This window comes from Candidatus Nitrosotalea bavarica (assembly GCF_900167955.1).
Lineage (GTDB): Archaea > Thermoproteota > Nitrososphaeria > Nitrososphaerales > Nitrosopumilaceae > Nitrosotalea > Nitrosotalea bavarica.
The window spans coordinates 26119-42182 of the sequence record NZ_FUYK01000008.1 but is presented as its reverse complement, the minus strand read 5'-3'; the positions used below and the strand labels follow the sequence as shown (position 1 = coordinate 42182).

24 protein-coding genes are annotated in these 16064 nt (G+C 36.7%); 14 read left to right on the top strand and 10 right to left on the bottom strand.

Translation table 11 applies throughout. The features are described from left to right. Positions 1 to 73: 73 nt before the first annotated feature. Both C0Q33_RS05975 and C0Q33_RS05970 read right to left on the bottom strand, forming a co-directional pair. Complete coding sequence (locus C0Q33_RS05975) at positions 74 to 436, bottom strand: hypothetical protein (protein ID WP_101477695.1); 363 nt, start codon at positions 434 to 436, stop codon at positions 74 to 76. A 107-nt stretch (positions 437 to 543) separates the two neighbouring features. After that, positions 544 to 1107, bottom strand: coding sequence for a methane monooxygenase/ammonia monooxygenase subunit C (locus C0Q33_RS05970; RefSeq protein ID WP_101477694.1), 564 nt, complete (start codon positions 1105 to 1107; stop codon positions 544 to 546). 252 nt (positions 1108 to 1359) lie between these two features. Here C0Q33_RS05970 and C0Q33_RS05965 point away from each other — a divergent pair, with 252 nt between their 5' ends. Then, the gene (locus C0Q33_RS05965; protein WP_101477693.1) at positions 1360 to 1926 is read left to right on the top strand and encodes a methane monooxygenase/ammonia monooxygenase subunit B; all 567 of its coding nucleotides are present in this window, start codon (positions 1360 to 1362) and stop codon (positions 1924 to 1926) included. Positions 1927 to 1983: 57 nt separating this feature from the next. Here the strand turns inward: C0Q33_RS05965 and C0Q33_RS05960 are convergent, their stop codons facing one another. Then, on the bottom strand, positions 1984 to 2298 hold the full coding sequence (locus C0Q33_RS05960) for a hypothetical protein (protein ID WP_165776446.1): 315 nt from the start codon (positions 2296 to 2298) through the stop codon (positions 1984 to 1986). Between the two features lie 302 nt (positions 2299 to 2600). Between C0Q33_RS05960 and C0Q33_RS05955 the strand changes: the two genes are divergently transcribed. Then, on the top strand, positions 2601 to 2828 hold the full coding sequence (locus C0Q33_RS05955; protein ID WP_101477691.1) for a cupredoxin domain-containing protein: 228 nt from the start codon (positions 2601 to 2603) through the stop codon (positions 2826 to 2828). 12 nt (positions 2829 to 2840) lie between these two features. Here the strand turns inward: C0Q33_RS05955 and C0Q33_RS05950 are convergent, their stop codons facing one another. The 3 genes from C0Q33_RS05950 to C0Q33_RS05940 form a co-directional block, all read right to left on the bottom strand. Then, a complete protein-coding gene (locus C0Q33_RS05950; protein WP_101477690.1) occupies positions 2841 to 3527 on the bottom strand; it encodes a hypothetical protein in 687 nt (228 codons plus the stop codon). Positions 3528 to 3613: 86 nt separating this feature from the next. After that, a complete protein-coding gene (locus tag C0Q33_RS05945) occupies positions 3614 to 3820 on the bottom strand; it encodes a hypothetical protein (RefSeq protein WP_101477689.1) in 207 nt (68 codons plus the stop codon). Between the two features lie 109 nt (positions 3821 to 3929). Beyond that, positions 3930 to 5435: an ammonium transporter gene (locus C0Q33_RS05940; protein ID WP_245867352.1), complete on the bottom strand. Its 1506-nt coding sequence runs from the start codon at positions 5433 to 5435 to the stop codon at positions 3930 to 3932. A 163-nt stretch (positions 5436 to 5598) separates the two neighbouring features. Here C0Q33_RS05940 and C0Q33_RS09250 point away from each other — a divergent pair, with 163 nt between their 5' ends. Both C0Q33_RS09250 and C0Q33_RS05935 read left to right on the top strand, forming a co-directional pair. Next, positions 5599 to 5760 carry a hypothetical protein gene (locus tag C0Q33_RS09250; RefSeq protein WP_165776445.1) on the top strand — a complete coding sequence of 54 codons (162 nt, stop codon included), beginning with the start codon at positions 5599 to 5601 and terminating at the stop codon, positions 5758 to 5760. A gap of 80 nt (positions 5761 to 5840) precedes the next feature. Then, positions 5841 to 6332 (top strand): hypothetical protein, encoded by a 492-nt coding sequence (locus tag C0Q33_RS05935; RefSeq protein WP_101477688.1) that lies wholly within the window; start codon positions 5841 to 5843, stop codon positions 6330 to 6332. A gap of 8 nt (positions 6333 to 6340) precedes the next feature. Here the strand turns inward: C0Q33_RS05935 and C0Q33_RS05930 are convergent, their stop codons facing one another. Next, a complete protein-coding gene (locus C0Q33_RS05930) occupies positions 6341 to 6814 on the bottom strand; it encodes a hypothetical protein (protein WP_133121024.1) in 474 nt (157 codons plus the stop codon). A 105-nt stretch (positions 6815 to 6919) separates the two neighbouring features. On the opposite strand from C0Q33_RS05930, the gene C0Q33_RS05925 reads away from it, so the two are divergent. Beyond that, complete coding sequence (locus tag C0Q33_RS05925; protein WP_101477686.1) at positions 6920 to 7138, top strand: hypothetical protein; 219 nt, start codon at positions 6920 to 6922, stop codon at positions 7136 to 7138. A 55-nt stretch (positions 7139 to 7193) separates the two neighbouring features. Here the strand turns inward: C0Q33_RS05925 and C0Q33_RS05920 are convergent, their stop codons facing one another. After that, positions 7194 to 7943, bottom strand: a complete 750-nt coding sequence (locus tag C0Q33_RS05920; RefSeq protein ID WP_101477685.1) for a PD-(D/E)XK nuclease family protein — start codon at positions 7941 to 7943, stop codon at positions 7194 to 7196. A gap of 131 nt (positions 7944 to 8074) precedes the next feature. On the opposite strand from C0Q33_RS05920, the gene C0Q33_RS05915 reads away from it, so the two are divergent. Together C0Q33_RS05915 and C0Q33_RS05910 are read left to right on the top strand one after the other, a co-directional pair. Continuing rightward, a complete protein-coding gene (locus C0Q33_RS05915; protein WP_101477684.1) occupies positions 8075 to 8422 on the top strand; it encodes a P-II family nitrogen regulator in 348 nt (115 codons plus the stop codon). A 74-nt stretch (positions 8423 to 8496) separates the two neighbouring features. Next, positions 8497 to 9021: a hypothetical protein gene (locus C0Q33_RS05910; protein ID WP_101477683.1), complete on the top strand. Its 525-nt coding sequence runs from the start codon at positions 8497 to 8499 to the stop codon at positions 9019 to 9021. 73 nt (positions 9022 to 9094) lie between these two features. Here C0Q33_RS05910 and C0Q33_RS05905 read toward each other — a convergent pair whose 3' ends face one another. Beyond that, positions 9095 to 9361, bottom strand: coding sequence for a hypothetical protein (locus C0Q33_RS05905; protein ID WP_101477733.1), 267 nt, complete (start codon positions 9359 to 9361; stop codon positions 9095 to 9097). Positions 9362 to 9470: 109 nt separating this feature from the next. Next, positions 9471 to 9773 (bottom strand): hypothetical protein, encoded by a 303-nt coding sequence (locus C0Q33_RS05900; protein ID WP_101477682.1) that lies wholly within the window; start codon positions 9771 to 9773, stop codon positions 9471 to 9473. Positions 9774 to 9880: 107 nt separating this feature from the next. Between C0Q33_RS05900 and C0Q33_RS05895 the strand changes: the two genes are divergently transcribed. The 7 genes from C0Q33_RS05895 (at position 9881) to C0Q33_RS05865 (ending at position 15969) form a co-directional block, all read left to right on the top strand. Then, entirely contained in the window at positions 9881 to 10330 is a 450-nt protein-coding gene (locus C0Q33_RS05895; protein ID WP_101477681.1) for a 30S ribosomal protein S15, read from the top strand. Further along, complete coding sequence (locus C0Q33_RS05890; RefSeq protein ID WP_101477680.1) at positions 10330 to 11727, top strand: DHHA1 domain-containing protein; 1398 nt, start codon at positions 10330 to 10332, stop codon at positions 11725 to 11727. Before C0Q33_RS05895 ends, C0Q33_RS05890 begins: the two co-directional genes overlap by 1 nt. Beyond that, on the top strand, positions 11711 to 11953 hold the full coding sequence (locus C0Q33_RS05885; protein WP_101477679.1) for a KEOPS complex subunit Pcc1: 243 nt from the start codon (positions 11711 to 11713) through the stop codon (positions 11951 to 11953). The genes C0Q33_RS05890 and C0Q33_RS05885 overlap by 17 nt, the downstream gene beginning before the upstream one ends. Further along, positions 11953 to 13215: a serine--tRNA ligase gene (serS, locus tag C0Q33_RS05880; RefSeq protein WP_101477678.1), complete on the top strand. Its 1263-nt coding sequence runs from the start codon at positions 11953 to 11955 to the stop codon at positions 13213 to 13215. Before C0Q33_RS05885 ends, serS begins: the two co-directional genes overlap by 1 nt. Before the next feature lie 43 nt (positions 13216 to 13258). After that, positions 13259 to 13873 carry a 30S ribosomal protein S3ae gene (locus tag C0Q33_RS05875; protein WP_101477677.1) on the top strand — a complete coding sequence of 205 codons (615 nt, stop codon included), beginning with the start codon at positions 13259 to 13261 and terminating at the stop codon, positions 13871 to 13873. 34 nt (positions 13874 to 13907) lie between these two features. Continuing rightward, complete coding sequence (locus tag C0Q33_RS05870; RefSeq protein WP_101477676.1) at positions 13908 to 14330, top strand: RNA-binding domain-containing protein; 423 nt, start codon at positions 13908 to 13910, stop codon at positions 14328 to 14330. A gap of 235 nt (positions 14331 to 14565) precedes the next feature. Then, positions 14566 to 15969 (top strand): NAD(P)/FAD-dependent oxidoreductase, encoded by a 1404-nt coding sequence (locus C0Q33_RS05865; protein ID WP_101477732.1) that lies wholly within the window; start codon positions 14566 to 14568, stop codon positions 15967 to 15969. Positions 15970 to 16064: the final 95 nt, after the last annotated feature.

Sequence of the window (16064 nt, the reverse complement as noted above, 5' to 3'; positions counted from 1 at the left end):
GCGAGATCAGCAGAAATGATCTTAACTAAAGTTGAATCTTAATAATAAAAGAAAAGATGAAAAGGGAAATTTTCTAACCGAAGAAGAAGCAATCTGTAAGCAGTGTGGCGATTGCTACTGCTGCGATTATGCCAGCGATTGCACCATTGTATGTCTTTGCTTTTGATGTACCTTCAGTTACTACTTTAACACAGAACAAGTAACCTATTGCCTCGATAATTGTAAGGCAAGTCAATGCAAAGTGTGCGCTTGGCGGTGGATATGCCCAAGGATAGTAGACGCATGCGACTGCTATTCCAGCCCATGTTCCTCCCCATAATGCGAGGAAGAAGGCAGTAATAATTCCGAAGTGATCTTCTACACGTCGCCCTATCATCTTGCTTATGTCGGAACTTGAAGCTCCGCCACCAGTACCGAATCCTTTTGGTAAGGTCATTTGGATTTATTGACAGATGTATGCTTTTAAATCTTTTCCCAAGATGAGACATAACTTACGTTAATTTGATCGAGAAAAATAAAAGAGAAAAAAGCGCTTGTGCGCGTTTATGGGATTGATCTGCTGTACAATTTGCCCTCTAAGGCCATCTTGTACATTTCTGCAACATATGGGTTCTCACCTGGGGTTTCTGCTCCAAGTTCGACGAGTCGTGCATATACTCTTACTACATAGGCAAGTGCGCCCATGAAAGCAACGACGACACCCATGTTAAACATCCAGTGGTTTGGAACTGCAAAGATCTCCTCTACATACCAGAAGTGCCACATCTCATTAACACCAATGGTAAACATTGTTGCCAAGTAACCAAGGATAGTCATCTTAAGACCTGTGTTCATTGAGTTGTTTGGACCTCTCAGGATTGGTACCTTTCTATCATACATAGCTACCATTCCCCATCCTAATGGAAGAGCAATGAAGTGACTGTATAACCACCAGTGTGCTGGTGTGAAGGCACTGTCTCTGATTGATGTCTGGTGTAAAGATCCGTCTACGAAGTTATCAACCTCTACTGATGCTGCAATCGATCCCAATGCGATGATGATAAGCCAGATCTTCTTCAGTCTCTGGATTTCAACTTCTTTTGGAATTAGTGCGGGCATTTGTGCCATGGAGTAGTGAGTGGTTGATACTTATTTAAACCATAAGTTATAATTTCTGTAAAATATAGTATAATTCCTATATTTTTATGCCCAAAATAATATTAATAACACTTGAATCTATACCATAATATGATAATAATAATACAGATAAAATCATTCTATTCATGATTAACATGGATGCTATACACCATTACTATCGTCAGATGGATCAGGCAGGGCAAAATATATATCGTTGTAGTTTCTCATTTGGTTTAGTTCAATATGGTCGATAAGAAGTTTATTGTGGCTGCAATAAGTGTGATAGTAGCACTTGGAGCAGTTGGACCATCAATGGCACAAATGTTCCAACATGCTGAGGCACATGGTGTCCAGGCACAACTACAGAGTCGTTTCGTTAGAATAGATGGTGAGACTTGGTCAAAACAATCTGTTCACACCGGAGACACTCTGACAGTATCTGGAAAATTTGTAAGTCTTGTAAATAGAGACTTACGAGGATGGTACACCGTATACGGTGACTCACCAAACGCTGGTAATAGATGGGAAATTATGGCAAGAGATCCACCTGGTAACGTAATTACAATACCAGCAAACGGAGTGGTTCCATACAAGCTAACCATCATGGCACTTGAACCAGCAGTATATCACATGCACACACAGCTTAACATAGCAAGCATCGGTCCAGGTCTAGGTCCAGGACAAACAGTCGTGGTAACAGGCGATCCAATCGTAAAACCAATTCCATATGTCAATGTAGCCTATCAATCGATAGTCATTGCAGTAGGATATGCGGTTACTTTCGCAACAAGACCTTGGCAAGTGATTTAAAAACAATCACCCCCTCTCTTTTCATTTTCTTACTTTGATGTAGTGTAAACTATTTTTTTAGAACATAGACGGAGTTTTATTAAATTCCAAAGTCCACTTTCGCACAAAGTAAACAGGAATTAAAACAGATATTGGTAGTACAATCATCACTCCAAATGGCCACGATATATTCATCTGCAGTACCAAGTCTACAAAAAATATTATCACTTCAATTATGATACCATAGGTTAGTTTTCGTATTCTATAAAATGCAAATAACTGGGTCACAAATGTAGGTATGACTGCAAGTATCATCTGAGTCTTGAGAAATTTTTCTTGGGCATCATTTGATTCCATATTGTTGTAACTTGAGTTTATACAAATCTCTTGCAATTTTAGTGTAAGTACCTTAGAACCAGTTTTAGAACAAATTTGTAATGTTAATAGCACTCACTTGACATTATAACATCACGAAAAATAAGACAATAGAAATAATTGCATTATGTTTTGCCCTTGTACTTGTTACTACAATTCCTGCTTCATATGGTTATACTCTGAAAAACAATGAGTCAAGTAAATCATACATCATCTCCATCATAGGATGTCTGATAAACGAGTCTTGTTTTATTCCATGTCAAATAACCATTACAACAGGAGACACCATCACATGGATAAACAAGGATACAGTTAACCACATGATAATAGGCGGAAATGGACAAGGTGGTTCAGATGGACAGTTTTCAAGTTTTATCATGCCACAAAATGGAATATTTTCACATGTGTTTGATAGAAAAGGTGCGTTTACCTACTATGATAGTATGAATCCTTTAGCACAAGGTGTTGTAATAGTAGATTCTTCATTAAACTCAAATTTTGTCAAGCTTCAAGAGTCATACTTTACAGATTGGTGGTGTACTAGATAGAGACAGGTTTGTCTAGTATTCTATTTTAAGATCATCAAAAAGTGCATTAGTGTCTTTCTTAGTCCACAGTCCAACTTGTCCTTGCAAATAATTGTGATCATTTGCTCGTAGGATAACCTGACCATCAAGATATGCAGCTATTCCCTGCGAAGATACCAATGCTTTGAGGGTATGCCATTCCCCGGGAGTAATTGTGACGGTTTTTTCATAAATACATAATAAAAAGTCAGGAGTATTCTTGCATAAAGAGAGCCTGTTTTGGCCAGAATCTGCCATCAAAACAAAATAATGTTTCATGTCAATGAATCGAAGAATCATACCTGCAGACTTTGCATTTTCGCCTGATACAATTTTAAAACTCATGGTAACATTTTCAGTATCAACATTAGGCGAATTTGGAATTAATTGCAGATGATAGTCATTTGTATCATTAATCGGTAATTTTTCCAATACATTTGGTGGAGATGGTGCACTAGTGTCCGATATTATTACCCAAGAAGGTATTTGATCAGTAGATAGTGCAGCAAAGCCTTGGGGAATTGTTCCATTTTGATATGAATCAAAGTTCCATGTTACAGTATGTTTAAAGCCAGAATTAACTTGTGAGTTATAAAACGCATATGATATTCCAACCATTGTAATTATGGCAAATATTACCAAACGTTTCTTCTTACTAAATGGCGGTTTTTTTGATGACAAGAATATCTACAGGTAGAGTGCAAATCGTGATTGATATAAAGATACCATTATATGAAAATAAAAAATTAAAACATAAAAAAATAAAATTATCGTTTCTTTTCGCGTTTTCTTGGTTTGTTTTTACCTTTCCATTTGTCAAAGCCCCAGCGTGTGGCACCAAATGTTCCAAGTGTAAAGAAGAGTCCTCCTACCATTAGAAAGATGAAACTATGATCAACAAGATACCAAAAACCAAATCCAATTGCTGCACTAACAAATTGTAATGCAACAAAAACTAACCACTTGTCTGCCATTTACAAAGTTTGGTAAATTGACATCTATTTACTGTTTCTCAATTTAGAAAATAATAATCAATCAAGAGTGACTTGAACAAAACATAAAAATGAAAAAGGTGGGAATAGTTTACTCTGCGAATCCAGAGTATGCGTGTTCGCCTACTTGAGATATGTCCAATCCTACTTCTTCTTCTTTTGGTGTGACTCTAACTCCACCTGGCCAAATTGCATCTTGGATTCTCCAAATGATGTAAGTTATGCCAAATGACCAAGCTGCACCAAATCCTGCACCCATACAATTAATTACAAACTGCATTGGGTTTCCAAAGAAGAGACCATTGTGTCCAAATGGATTGATTCTGACTTCACTGAATGCACCTGTAAGTAATGCACCAACAACACCGCCCATTCCGTGTACACCCCAAGTATCCAGCGCATCATCTATTCTTGCCCTGTTCTTGATTAATACACAGTAGAAGCATACCGTTGCACATGCAAATCCTACTATTATGGATGCCCATGTTCCAATGAAACCAGAGGCTGGCGTGATTGCTACAAGTCCAGCTACAGCTCCGTTTACTGCACCTATGGCACTAGTCTTTCCTGTATGTGCCCAGCTTAAGAACATCCACCATATTGCTGCAACCGCAGTTGCAATGTTGGTGTTCTGGAATGCTTGTGTTTCAAGGAAACCAGCAAATCCTGCACTACCAGGGTTAAAACCAAACCATCCAAACCAAAGTAATGATGCACCCAAAATTATAAGCGGAATTGAGTGTGGTTCAAATGGTGCTTTACCATATCCTATTCTTCTTCCCAAGAACATTGCGGTAGCTAAACCTGCAAATCCTGAGGTGATGTGAATGACTGTTCCACCCGCAAAGTCTTCTGTACCGATCTTGGCTAACCAGCCCATCGCGGTACCCTGACTTGCAAGAGACCAGTTTGCATGTCCTACGAAATCATAGACGAATGTAGTCCACAATACAACGTGTATTAGAAATGCACTCATCTTTACTCTGTCAGCATAACCAGCTATGGCAAGTGACGGAGTGATGGCAGCAAACATCAGCTGGAACATCACATAGGCTAAGTGTGGAATAGTTGGAGCGTATACATCGGCTGGCGCATTGTGCGATACGTTATTCAAGCCTACCCAGTCAAGGTTTCCGATAAATCCAACGGGATCGGCAGAAGGACCAAACATTATCGAGTATCCAAAGACTACCCATTGAACACTGACAATTGCATAGACCATGAATGCCTGTAAAATTACTGTTAGAGAGTGCTTTCTTCTTGTAAGACCTCCATACAAGAATCCCACACCACCAGGAGTCATTATCATGACGAAGACTGCTGCTGCGTACATGAAGGTTGTATCTCCTGTGTCTATACATGGGGCATTACTTCCACCGAACGTTCCATTACCCGGAGGTATCATCGGCTGAGCACAGTGAAGCTCATTTGTCTTTTTAGGATCTGCAAGAGCTCCTAACGGACCAAATTGAGCGTGTGCATCCTGTATTGCCGCGAATCCGGATAACCCGACTAATAAGCCTGCGAGCACAAAAACTACCGGCCATTTGTGTTTTGTTACTATCTGAATTGGCGATTTAGAAATTGTCTCCAGCATCTTTCGATAGAGATGTTTCTCATCTATAAAAGGCATTTTATCCTAAAATATTTTTTTTATGATATTATACCATGTCGATCAATATTTTGTAAAAATTTTGGTATCATAGAATTTGAAAAAATTCTAAATAAAATTATTATACCACTTCCCAACTAAACCACGCATGACTGAAGCAGACATAACAATTTTCATTGCAACTGCAGTGACTCTTGTAATGACAATAGCAATTTACTTCGGTGAAAGAGCCCACAGGTATAATTTAGCAAAGAAAGGAAAAACTTGGGGAACCTACGGCATGAGATACGAAGGTCAAGGTCACGCCTAGAACAAATCCCTTTACCACATTTTTGCATCATCACCAGAATTAGATAGATTGATTTATTCATAAAATATGCTGAACGAATTATGAGAGAAAATCTCGAAGAAGAAGAGTACATCATTGCGTCACTTCCTCAGATTTGGGGAATAGCGTTAGGGTTAAGTGGTTTCTTTCATAAAAATAAAGAAGGAGTTCTTGTTCTTACAAACAGAAAGGTAATTTTTGTCCCACGTTACATATGGATAACTGGAAAAGAAAAGGTGAGATATTTTGCAGACGACAAGGCAAGCATAGGAAAGATGTCAGATTACAATGAATCAGATCTTGATGAGGATTTGACTGAGAATCCAAAATCTTGGATAATGCCATTAAATTCCATTATAGATGTCAGAAGCATAATAGCAAGAAATGTAAATTTCTTACGAATCACATTTACAGAAAAAGGAAAAGAGAAAAAATATGATTTTGGAATTTCAAAAACGGTAACAAATTACCCTTCTCGTCAACCTCTTGTTTTTAAAAATTTGGACTGGAGTCTATGGGTAGGTTTGATAGCATCAAAACTAAAAAAACCATGACTGTAGAACTATTTTTTCCCCTCAGCCTGTTTGAGTCTTTCTCGTGCCTGTAAAACGATAAAATCATCAACGATATCTTGATTTTTTAGAAATTGTACGTCAATCACCTTCTTTTTGAACTTGAATATCTCAAGTTCATATTTTTTGTTCTTGGGGGAATAGTTTGCAATTTGTAATGATGCAGACCCATTGTATTCTTCCATAAACTGTTGATAGTGATCCGACATTTTTAGTGATTTCAAGAAAACATTTGTTGTTTGCAATATACGAGATTGGCAGTACAGAACAAATTCATAGTTGGCATCTCCTTCAAAAAATCTCATTTTGATTTCATAGTCTGGCCAATATTTTATTATCTGATTCCACGCATTGACAAGTTTTCTTTTATTATCAAATATCAGGTATACAGTAGGTCGTACATCAAATACGTGATATCCCAAGCCTATAAAATCTTCAAACCACTCTATTTTTGAATCAGACATGTCAATTCCAAGAAGCAAGATTGTATTTAATGATTAGATTGCCAAGCAAAAGTTTCCAATAAGAAAAGTTAAGATGTTCAATTAATTCAGATTATTTTGAATAACATGGGAACAAGAAAGCGGATAAGCGAAATACTGAAGATGAATGAAGAGGAATTATACCAATATCTCAGACAAGAAGATAGTTCAATCCAATCAACTGACAAAATAGAGATGAAACCTTTTGAACATGGCATCAAGATTTTTTATTTCCACAAGGATTCTGAAAAACCCTACAAGACACGAGTTTTTCTAAATCCAGAAGAATCAGAATCTCTCAAATAATTTCAAAATTATCTTTTGGGTATTAGATTAAAAATTAAAATGAAAAAAGTTGTGATTATAGGAAGGGTTTTGGTTTGAGTTCACGCCACTTGCCACGAGCCCAGAATCCCCATTTCTGTTTGTCTTCATTTGCGTAGTAACATTTCTCATTATGAGGACATTCCATGCATTTTTCAGATGGTTCGATTGCCGGAGCAATATTGTTTGTCAGCAAGGTATTGAGAATTTTTGCTCTACGTTTTGTTTCGTTTAAGAGCTTCTCACTTTTTGGAACATTGAATTCCATTTCATTTCCTTCCCTATCAAAGTAGACAATCACGCCTTCTGGTTTGTCAAACATGAACAAATAGGAGTTCAGATGTATGAAATCTGCCGGATATGGCATTTCAGGTAATTTTTCTGAACCTCTAAAGAGCATCACTACTTCATCTTCAACTCTGTCAGCTCTACCGACAATCTTTACGTTAGAACCTGCATCGAGTTGACCATCAAGTGGTTTTTCCATGATGCTAAATGCGCTCTTTTTCATTATCTTTGACACCATCTGTTTGTGATTGCTTTCAGACGGATCCTTTCGATCAAGGTATGCATTTCTTAAACATCCGCTTACCTCATCTACTGTGATCTTTCCTTCATCAGCTACTTGTGGATTAATTGCTGCAAAGACTTGCTCAATGACATCGTAAACATCTACTCGCGGTGGTGAATCAGATGCTGCACGATAGTTTTCAATTCCTTCCTTAATTTTGTCTTGAACTTTTCCAATGATTTTTGCTTTTTTGTAGCTAGCTTTGGATTCTGTCATTCTTTTGAGAAATGGGATTTCATCTATAAAAGGTATTTTATCCTAAAACAGTTATTTTATGATAATATTCTGCATTTTGGAATATTTTAAGCAATGATTTTAATAAAAGCATTTCATATGTGCAATGAATCATGACCATGAAAAAAATCGAGGCTATAATTCCAGAAGAGAAATTGGATTCCGTCTTCTATGCTCTGGTAGAACTTGACATTGGAGGATTTACGTATTTTAATGTCAAGGGTAGAGGTCAAAGAAAAAGAGAAATGGTTTCATCTGGTAGAGGAGGACGTGTAGAAGCTACACACAATGTGAATGCTATCATCATTACAGTTGTAAATGAGAGTAAGGTGGAAGCAGTAGTGAACGCAATAACTTCTCATGCAGGTACTGGTCAGGCTGGAGAAGGAAAGATCTTCATCTATGATGTAGCAGATGCTGTAGATGTAGGAACCAAAAAACGCGGCGAATCCTCACTCTAAATTTCTTTTATATATTTTAATTATTTAAAAAATAATATCTTAATCTATATAACTCTAGAAAGGACATCAAAGTCATGTTCTGGCCTGGAATGGGAGATCCGTCAAAACGTAAAAAAACGATCAAGTTTCTTGCAATTTCAGCCGCTGTAGGAATAGCAGTTGTCTTGATTAGCACTACAGCCATTTCACAGATAAAATCACAAGATCCTCTTTATCACAAATGTCTCAATGGACTAAATATCCAATATCATGTATCGGCCTCGCTAGAAGTTCTAGTTGATGGTAAAAAATGGATAAGACCAATTAGTACTATGGCGATTCCAGCAAATTGTCAAAGATCCATGGTTTTTACAGATGATGGAACAATTACTGGTACGTGGGTAAACGAATATCCATTTGAGGTAGGCCAATTCCTATGGTTATCAGGTTTTCCTTTACGGGATATGGATGAGATCAAATCAAAGATATACGAAAATGACGCAGAATCATCTCAATTTATTCATGCAATAGTTCATGACGGATCTCATTACAGAGCAGAATTTGTCACAAAGAATGCCGGAGCCCCAACATTTACGCCTCCAAGTAACTATACAAAATAAAATTAGACCAAGTAAAATTATTCAAAATGATATAATCTAGAGATTAATTAAAAATAAGAAAAAGAGTTGGAGTTTACCAGTATTTACCGTTGTCTGGGATAAGACCAATGCCTTCTCTTTCAAAGTGCTTGTTGAGTTCTGCGACCCATCTTTCTCGTGTGTCGCCACCAAGACCGTGCACTCTGAGCCAGAATGCAATTACTCCTAGAAGGAATACTGAGAACATGATGGTTGCAAATATGTAGACCATCACATCATAAAATAGCGGGTCGTAGTTTGGACCTATCTGACCTGCAAAGTTTGACAGTATACCTACGAGCATAGTGAATATCGTGCTCATCATAATTGAAAACACTTTAGGTGCGATATATACATTTCTGTAAGGATGTAAAAAATGAGATCAAAAATAGATTTGTTCAGGAATTAATAAAATAAGAAAAAGAGAAGAATTATTGAGATCTCTTTGCTTTTTCCGCTTGCTTTGCTTTTACGACAAAAGCAATGAAGATTCCACCGAATATTCCACCTGAGATGATTGTTGCACCTACTACACCGTTTGCATCAAGGTATGGAGTACCGGAACCTGCGTGTGGATTATTTTGTGCTGCTGTCACTTTAGCTCTTGCTAGTGCCAATTCCTGTTCGAGCCCAAGACCACCGCCTGGTGTATACTGAGCCGCAGCAAATGGAACAAATGTAGAGACTACAAATAGAGCCAACAGTACAGTTCCAACAATTATTGGTGTTTTCATATGAATACCTATTGTAAATCCAATCCGTAGATATTTAACTTTTTTGTAATTATCATGCTTGCAGAGAGCCAAGTAACATTTATGTTTCCTTAAAAAACAAGCGGTTCGTGGGACGACTTCATTCACACAGACACGGAAAATCACATTCAACAAGACCGATCACTCCTAGTGCACCTACATGGGTAAAACAAAGTCCAGCCGAGATCGAAGAACTTGTTGTAAAATATGCAAAGGAAGGTTTCACCCCAAGCAAGATCGGAATAAAATTACGTGATCAATACGCAATACCGATCACAAGACAAATTGTCAAAAAATCAATTACAGACATTCTTGAAGAAAAGGGAATAAAAACAGACATGCCTGAAGACTTGAATAATCTAGTAACCAAGGCACTAGGTCTGCAAAAACATTTGAAGGAACATAGATCAGATAAAAGAAATGTTAGATCACTTGAGCTCTTAGAGGCAAAGGTCCATAGACTATCTTCATATTACAAGAAAATGGGCAAGATTCCCAAAACTTGGAAATATAAGGCAGTCATTGCTCAACTCGAGTAATGGTAAAGTTAGACCAAGCATTATCTTATTTTCATGACAGAGTTTCTGATTGTATCAAAACAGGAAAAAATATTTCAGTTATCACTCATCTTGATTGTGACGGTATAACTTCTGGCAGCATTGTAACAAAATCTTTGATAAGAGCAGGTGCCAAATGTACTGTTCGCACAGTTAATGAATTTAGTAAAAACATTCTTGAGAAAATGAAAAGTGATTCAAGACAATTTCATATAATCACTGATCTTGGTGGAGGATTTGCAAAGGATATCGATAATGCATTAGGTGAGGAATGGATTATAGTTGATCATCACCAAATACCACAAGAAGAATTTGATAATCAAAAAGTCATCAATGCTTGGAAGTATGACGTAGATGGTGGAAAGGATGTATCTGCTGGAGGTATGGCATATCTTGTATCAAAAGCACTTCACAAAGAAAATACAGATCTAGCATGGATTGCAGTGGTTGCAGCATTAGGTGATCGTCAAGACCAAGGTGAAAAGAAATCTTTTACAGGACTGAATTTAGAAATTGCAGCCATAGCAAAAAAGAATAATCAAGTTGAAATTGATTTAGACATATTACTAGTTGGAAGAGAGACAAGGCCACTACCAGATTCACTTGCATTTACTTCTCAGCCTTTCATAGAAGGCCTAACATGGAATCGTGATGCCTGTCTTTCACTTTTAAATTCATCAGGAATAAAATTAAAGGATGGTAGTAGATGGAGAGTTCCTGCTGAACTTACAGAAGATGAAAAAAGAACTTTACTTCAGACCATATCAAAATACATTTCTACAAAAAATGCAAGCGATATACTAGACGAGCTTGTTGGATATACATACACGTTATCTGGTGAAGATAAGCGAAGTTTTCTTCGTGATGCAAGAGAGTTTTCAACAATGTTAAACTCTTGTGGTAGAATCAGAAAAGCTGGAGTGGGCGTTGCAATCTGTATGGGAGATAGAACCAAGATGTTGGAAGAGGGTGAGAACATTTTGGTGGAATATAGAACATTTTTGAGAACATACATGAATACACTTTCCAGTGAAAGATGGAGAATAACTGATAACGGTTCATACTTGATGGTCAATGGCGAAGGTCTTGTGCCAGAGAACATGACAGGTGCAGTATCATCACTTCTTGGCGGTTCACAGAAAAATACTGGAAAAATAATCATACTTCGAACAAACGGTGATGAAGGTACAATCAAGTTCTCTTCACGCAAATCTACTGGTTGCAAATCTGAAGTAAATTTAGGACTATTAATGCGAGAATGCGCTGCAAAGGTATCAGGTGTAGGAGGAGGTCATGCCGCAGCAGCTGGAGCAAGGATTACAAAAGACAAATTGGATGAATTTCTAGATCATCTGGAAAAAAATGTCACTAGAATGTAAAGTTGAAGTGTTTCTGAATAACCTTTCAGAAAAAAGGATAGATTCCATAAGAAAATCTTTGGAGCCTGATAATGTAGATTTTCCAGAGAATCTTTCTTTTAAAATAGAAAAGAAAGAGACATCTCTAGTTTTCATATTTGAGGGTAAAGGAAATATACGAACCTTGATTTCTACTATTGATGAAGTTCTTGAACAAACCCAAGTTATACTCAAAGTGACTAGTTGATGCTTGATCCAAAACTTCTTCGAGAGAATCCAGAGAAAATCAGAAACATGTTGGAAGCAAGAGCTGTCAAATTTCCTCTTGATGAACTAATATCATTAGACAAGGAAAGAAGAGAACTAATTATAAAAACTGATGAATTGAGGAAAAAAAGAAATGAGGTATCGTTAGAAATTTCAAGAAAAAAGAAAGCAGGACAAGATGCATCTAGCCTCATTGGGCAAATGCAAACAGTTTCTGATGATCTTCGCAAATTAGAAGAAACGCAGATAAAGATAGAAGATAATTTCACAAAACTTTCTTTAACACTACCCAATATGGTACACGAATCAGTTCCTCTTGGAAAAGATGATGCTACAAACATAGAGATAAAAAAATGGGGCAACATACCCACTTTTGATTTTGAGATAAAGGATCACATTGATTTGACACAGAATCTTGATCTTGTGGATTTAGAAAGAGCTGCCAAGGTCTCAGGAGCAAGATTTTACTTTCTCAAAAATCAACTTGTTAGATTAAATCAAGCGTTACTACAATTTGCACTTGATTTTCTAACTGAGAAAAATTACACTCCCATACAAACACCATTTTTGATAAATAGGAATGCAATGGAAGGTGCCATAATTGCCCAAGATTTTGAAGAAGTAATTTACAAGATTGAGGGAGAAGATCTTTACCTCATTGGGACAAGTGAACATGCAGTAGCATCAATGCATTCAGATGAGATAATTGATGGTAAAAAATTACCTCTACGATATGCAGGAATAAGTACATGTTTTAGAAAGGAAGCAGGAGCTCATGGTAGAGACCAAAAGGGAATATTTCGAGTACATCAATTTGAAAAGGTAGAACAGTTTGTCTTTACAAGACCTGAGGATTCATGGAATGAACATGAAAAAATGCTTGCAATAGCAGAAGAATTTTATCAAAAAATTGAGATACCATATAGAATCATGTTACTATCAAGTGGAGATTTGGGCAAGATTTCTGCCAAGACATATGATCTTGAAGCATGGATGGCAGGACAAAAAAGCTATAGAGAAATAGTATCTTGTTCAAATTGCCTTGATTTTCAAGCAAGAAGATTGAAGATAAGATTTAGAGATAGAACAGATGAACAACCCCAATATCTCCATTCCTTGAATAGTACACTGGTTGCAACTACACGAACTATGGTTGCGATAATAGAAAATTTCCAGACAAAAGATGGACATATTACAGTTCCAAAGGTATTGCAAAAATACGTAGGCTCTAACCTAATCTAAAATGTCGTACAACTTATATTTTGGCCTCAGAAGTTCATCATAGTTGGCTCGTCAAAAGACATCAAGAGTAAAAGACAAGTGGAGAGAGAAAAAGTGGGTCACAGTATTACTTCCTGCTTCGTTTGACAAAAAATCAATTGCCTATATTCCAGTAACTGATGACAAGGCTGCAATTGGCAGAGTAATAGAATGCACATTACACGACATACTAAAAGGAGATCCTTCCCAACACCAGTTCAAATTGTATTTCCAGATTGACAAAATAGATGGAGAAACGGCAACTACAATTTTCAAGAGATTTGAATATGCAAAGGAATTTCTTAGAAGTTTAGTAAGACGTGGTTCCTCATTGATTAGTTTTATTGCAGATTTTAAGACAAAGGACGGTTATATTTTTAGAATAAAGATAGTTGCCTTGACCCAGAAGAAATTGAACACATCAAGAAAACATGCAATCAGACTAGTAGCACAAGAAGTAATGTCAAAGACTATACCAGATATGACAATAGACCAGTTCATCCAAGCGACAGTATTTGGAAAGATAAATTCGGATGTCATGGCAGCTGTCAAGAAGATAGTTCACGTAAGACACGTAGGAATTGAAAAGGCAAAGCTCATCAGAACTGCAGAGGGTGAGATTGCCCTACTACAAGCCTAATAGATATTAGCCCATTCTTCACATATTATACAATATGACACATCAGTTCGAAGTAGAGGTTGAATTAATCTTACATGCAACAGAGGATAATAAAAAAATCTTTGAACCAATCTTTGACTTGTTTCAAATAAAAGAAGACGAGTTTACCATAGAAGAAACTCTTGGTCATTACGGAAACCCAATATTGTTTGCCAAGATAACACTTTCAAAAAAACGCGCAGAAGAATTTGTTAAAAAATTAGCCTCTAAAATATCAAAGACCCAGATGAAAGATCTAATAGAAAACATAGATTTGCATTTTGAAGACACTACACTTTTCTTAAGGATAGGTAAGAATGAACTTGTAAGTAAAGAAATCAGCCTACAACAAAATAATGCAATAAAAATCAAGATAAAAATGCCAGTCTACAAAAAAGATGAAATTTCAAAAAAATACATTGAATTACTTACGGTTTGAATAAAATCTGCAACTCCAGCATAGTTTAATAATATTTATCAACCTTAGAGAAAAGGGAATGAGGTAATATTTTTGCCGCTCCAGTCTGAGCACGCGCTGTGAAGAAGCCGCGACGAACCGACCCACAATACCTTTTGATCTATTTTCATACGGTTCTTTTAAATAGAGTCCATCCTGTTTTTTCGCTGTGAAAACAGATTATGATATAATTGTAGCAGGGGGAGGCCTTGCAGGAATGATTGCTGCACAATCTGCTGCATATTATTCTAAACAAAAATTATCAATTCTTGTAATAGATAGAAATCCCGAGATCACAATTGGCATGAAGACACTCAATGGATGGGTTTGTGGTGATGCCGTTGGAAAAAATACTGTAGATTACATGACTGAGAGGATAAAAATTTCATGGGGTAATCCAGAGATTGAGCATCCCGTAAAAGGAGTGATGGCATTTTCCCCAGATAGAGAAACATCAATTCCTTTTGATGGGGAGGGATACATGTTAAACAGACAACAGCTTCCTCAACGTCAGCTTCGTGATGCAAAAAAAGCCGGAATTAATATCCAGTATTCTGTTGCATTAAGAAATTTAACATATGATAATGGAGCCGTTGTTGGAGTAGAAGGAACAAATCTACTTACAAAGGAACCATTCAAAAAAACTGCAAAAATTGTAGTTGATGCCACTGGTGTTACTTCAATGTTAAGAAATGGTCTCACCATAGGTACAAAAATAGAACGAAAAATAGATCGTGATGATTTAGAATCTACCGGAAGACACATCATGAAGTTTGATCAAGGTATAGACGATAAGAAAGAATTTGATCCAGATTATTGCATAATTCATCTTGATCAAGATATAGCTCCTGGAGGATATGGATGGGTATTTCCAAAAGGAAAAAACAAGGTCAATATCGGTTTAGGTGTACAGCAAAAAGAGTTGGTGAAAAGAAACCAAAGATTAGGAAAACATGATGATGTTACTAAATTAATTAATGACTATGTTAAGATGAACAAGGTCATAGTCAATCCAAAATTATCAGACGATTCAATGGATTCCAATAATGTAACAGGTAATTGGCAAGTCTCTGTAAGAAGACAAAATGATTGCTTGGTTACAAATGGATACATGCTTGTTGGCGATTCTGCATGGATGCCAAAACCACTTGATGCGGGAGGAATTGGTCCAGCAATAGTTGCAGCAACCATCTTAGGTAAAAACGCAGTAAATGCAATTGAAGCAGGAGATGTTAGCGAAGCAGGGCTTTGGCAGTACAATATTGATTTCATTAATGATTATGGATACAAAACAGCAGGTCTTGAAATTTTCAGACGTTTACTCCAGACTCTAACAAATGAACAGATAAACTATGGAATGAAGCACTTTTTGTCAAAATTAGACGTGGAAGCAATTAGCAAAGGAGAGCATCCAGACTTTGGAACTGTTGGAAAACTAGGTATGATGATAAGAGGTGCACTTAACAAAACCCTTGCAGATGGACTTAGATTCACTGCACAACAAAATAAAGCATTAACAGAGCATTATTACAACTTCCCCAAGAAACCAGATGGCTTTGATGCTTGGCATAAAACCTTGCATCATATTTTGGATGAATCATACGCAAAAATAGGCGTATAGAAAATTCAAAAACATTCAGATCAAGGAATATTAATTGGAACAGAACCGCTTTTCATATTCTCTGAAGATTAATTCTCCTAACCTAGTGCTAAACA

Excerpts from the sequence above, each read along its gene's own strand:
- C0Q33_RS05975 (WP_101477695.1), bottom strand. The coding sequence starts at position 436 with ATGACCTTACCAAAAGGATTCGGTACTGGTGGCGGAGCTTCAAGTTCC.
- C0Q33_RS05970 (WP_101477694.1), bottom strand. The coding sequence starts at position 1,107 with ATGGCACAAATGCCCGCACTAATTCCAAAAGAAGTTGAAATCCAGAGA.
- C0Q33_RS05965 (WP_101477693.1), top strand. The coding sequence starts at position 1,360 with ATGGTCGATAAGAAGTTTATTGTGGCTGCAATAAGTGTGATAGTAGCA.
- C0Q33_RS05955 (WP_101477691.1), top strand. The coding sequence starts at position 2,601 with ATGATAATAGGCGGAAATGGACAAGGTGGTTCAGATGGACAGTTTTCA.
- C0Q33_RS05945 (WP_101477689.1), bottom strand. The coding sequence starts at position 3,820 with ATGGCAGACAAGTGGTTAGTTTTTGTTGCATTACAATTTGTTAGTGCA.
- C0Q33_RS05940 (WP_245867352.1), bottom strand. The coding sequence starts at position 5,435 with ATGCTGGAGACAATTTCTAAATCGCCAATTCAGATAGTAACAAAACAC.
- C0Q33_RS09250 (WP_165776445.1), top strand. The coding sequence starts at position 5,599 with ATGACTGAAGCAGACATAACAATTTTCATTGCAACTGCAGTGACTCTT.
- C0Q33_RS05935 (WP_101477688.1), top strand. The coding sequence starts at position 5,841 with ATGAGAGAAAATCTCGAAGAAGAAGAGTACATCATTGCGTCACTTCCT.
- C0Q33_RS05930 (WP_133121024.1), bottom strand. The coding sequence starts at position 6,814 with ATGTCTGATTCAAAAATAGAGTGGTTTGAAGATTTTATAGGCTTGGGA.
- C0Q33_RS05925 (WP_101477686.1), top strand. The coding sequence starts at position 6,920 with ATGGGAACAAGAAAGCGGATAAGCGAAATACTGAAGATGAATGAAGAG.
- C0Q33_RS05920 (WP_101477685.1), bottom strand. The coding sequence starts at position 7,943 with ATGACAGAATCCAAAGCTAGCTACAAAAAAGCAAAAATCATTGGAAAA.
- C0Q33_RS05915 (WP_101477684.1), top strand. The coding sequence starts at position 8,075 with ATGACCATGAAAAAAATCGAGGCTATAATTCCAGAAGAGAAATTGGAT.
- C0Q33_RS05910 (WP_101477683.1), top strand. The coding sequence starts at position 8,497 with ATGTTCTGGCCTGGAATGGGAGATCCGTCAAAACGTAAAAAAACGATC.
- C0Q33_RS05905 (WP_101477733.1), bottom strand. The coding sequence starts at position 9,361 with ATGAGCACGATATTCACTATGCTCGTAGGTATACTGTCAAACTTTGCA.
- C0Q33_RS05900 (WP_101477682.1), bottom strand. The coding sequence starts at position 9,773 with ATGAAAACACCAATAATTGTTGGAACTGTACTGTTGGCTCTATTTGTA.
- C0Q33_RS05890 (WP_101477680.1), top strand. The coding sequence starts at position 10,330 with ATGGTAAAGTTAGACCAAGCATTATCTTATTTTCATGACAGAGTTTCT.
- C0Q33_RS05885 (WP_101477679.1), top strand. The coding sequence starts at position 11,711 with ATGTCACTAGAATGTAAAGTTGAAGTGTTTCTGAATAACCTTTCAGAA.
- serS (WP_101477678.1), top strand. The coding sequence starts at position 11,953 with ATGCTTGATCCAAAACTTCTTCGAGAGAATCCAGAGAAAATCAGAAAC.
- C0Q33_RS05870 (WP_101477676.1), top strand. The coding sequence starts at position 13,908 with ATGACACATCAGTTCGAAGTAGAGGTTGAATTAATCTTACATGCAACA.
- C0Q33_RS05865 (WP_101477732.1), top strand. The coding sequence starts at position 14,566 with ATGATTGCTGCACAATCTGCTGCATATTATTCTAAACAAAAATTATCA.